Here is a 1,390-nt window from a genome sequence, read left to right as displayed (position 1 = left end):
CGCGCCTTGGCCTTTTTCTCTGTCTTGGCATACGTCTTGCTCATTGTTCTCAACATCCGCAACCGGCAACCTCCGACACAGCTCAAAGCCATTCTGTTGGCATTAAGGTGAGCTGCGCGCACCCCTCAACTATATAGCGCTGTGGGAGTTTATTTTCTTCTAAATCTGGCTCATGACGCCGTGATTTTAAAGGATCCACGACCCAGTCTGGCACGGGTGTTCTTGGGTCACGCTCATCTATAAGGGATGTCCCTGAAGGATCTATCAGATGCCCGGCTTCGGTGTTGAAACGGGTAGCGATAACTCCAAACCTATAGTAGACGGCCCCATCCCGCCCATACTTGTAGTCCGACGGTACATCGGGTACGACCTGACCTACAGTCGCATCGTCCAAAACATCCGCTAGAGCCTTTCTGAATCTACCATTTTTATAAGGATATACAGTGATAAATTTACCAACCTGAGACAAACCAAATACTCCCGCGTTCAAATCAAGTAATAAACTTGTGTTTGCCACGCATTTGAAAGTGATATTCTCCTCAAGTAAAATCGGGACCACTCTTTCGGCAATGTCAATCGCATTGCTAACTGAGGCTGAGACATGAAGCTTGAAACCTTGAGCTGGAAGCACTTTTCTCCCGGAGTAAGACGGGACCGCCCATGTCATTACTTTCCTGTCGGCAGGTGCTGAGGAGAGCTTAGTGAACACCAGATTCAGCGACACAAGAAGCTTCTCCAGGTTGTCGACAGTGGTTAAATTTCTCATCAAAGTGCAAAGGGAACAACTAAGGATTGAACCCACCACGATATAGAGCCTTGCCATCTCGTCTTGCAAATGCATACAATATGTGGGCGTATAAAACAGCCAAGCTGCCTGGTTTATTTATACCTCTAGCACGCAGTATGTCGCTTAACTCAGAAATTTTATGTCTCCTTTCTTGCGGTTGATTGTATGATATAATAATGTAATCGTAAAAGTTATTCCAATCATTTAGGCTTAGATGATGGGGGTTGTTCAAGCTTCGAAGGAAATGATTCAGGCTCCTGACGCAGGGATTTAATGTATCTCTCATATCCTGTGGCTTGTAAGGGTAAGTGCGCTTGTCCTTCATGCTCTAGCTCCCGGCTCTTTATCACTCGACAGCAATGCTTTAATAACAGCAAAAAATTCTAACCTGCTTTCTAGTGGACTTTGTCTATGAAAGCTATGGCCGAGCTTACTAATCTCTTTATAATCAAGCATTGGGTTACCTCAGAAAGTCTCTCGTTCTAACGGAGTCTGTTGCTCTTGTCTAGGAGGGAGAAAAAGGATGTCATGAGAGTTGATGAGCTCTATGACATCCAAGAAACAGCGTACTCCCAATCTGAGAAAGAAACCAGAGGAGAGCCG

The 1,390-nt window shown here is 45.5% G+C and carries 1 protein-coding gene; it reads right to left on the bottom strand.

All coding sequences use genetic code 11. The features are described from left to right. Nucleotides 1-82: 82 nt before the first annotated feature. Entirely contained in the window at nt 83-766 is a 684-nt protein-coding gene (locus AC2VE5_RS27790; protein WP_486890740.1) for a class III lanthionine synthetase LanKC N-terminal domain-containing protein, read from the bottom strand. Between the last annotated feature and the right edge of the window lie 624 nt (nt 767-1,390).

It is taken from the genome of Aliterella sp. E5.1 (genome assembly GCF_057473825.1).
The sequence above is the reverse complement of the archived record's forward strand: the minus strand, read 5'-3'. Positions and strand labels throughout refer to the sequence as shown.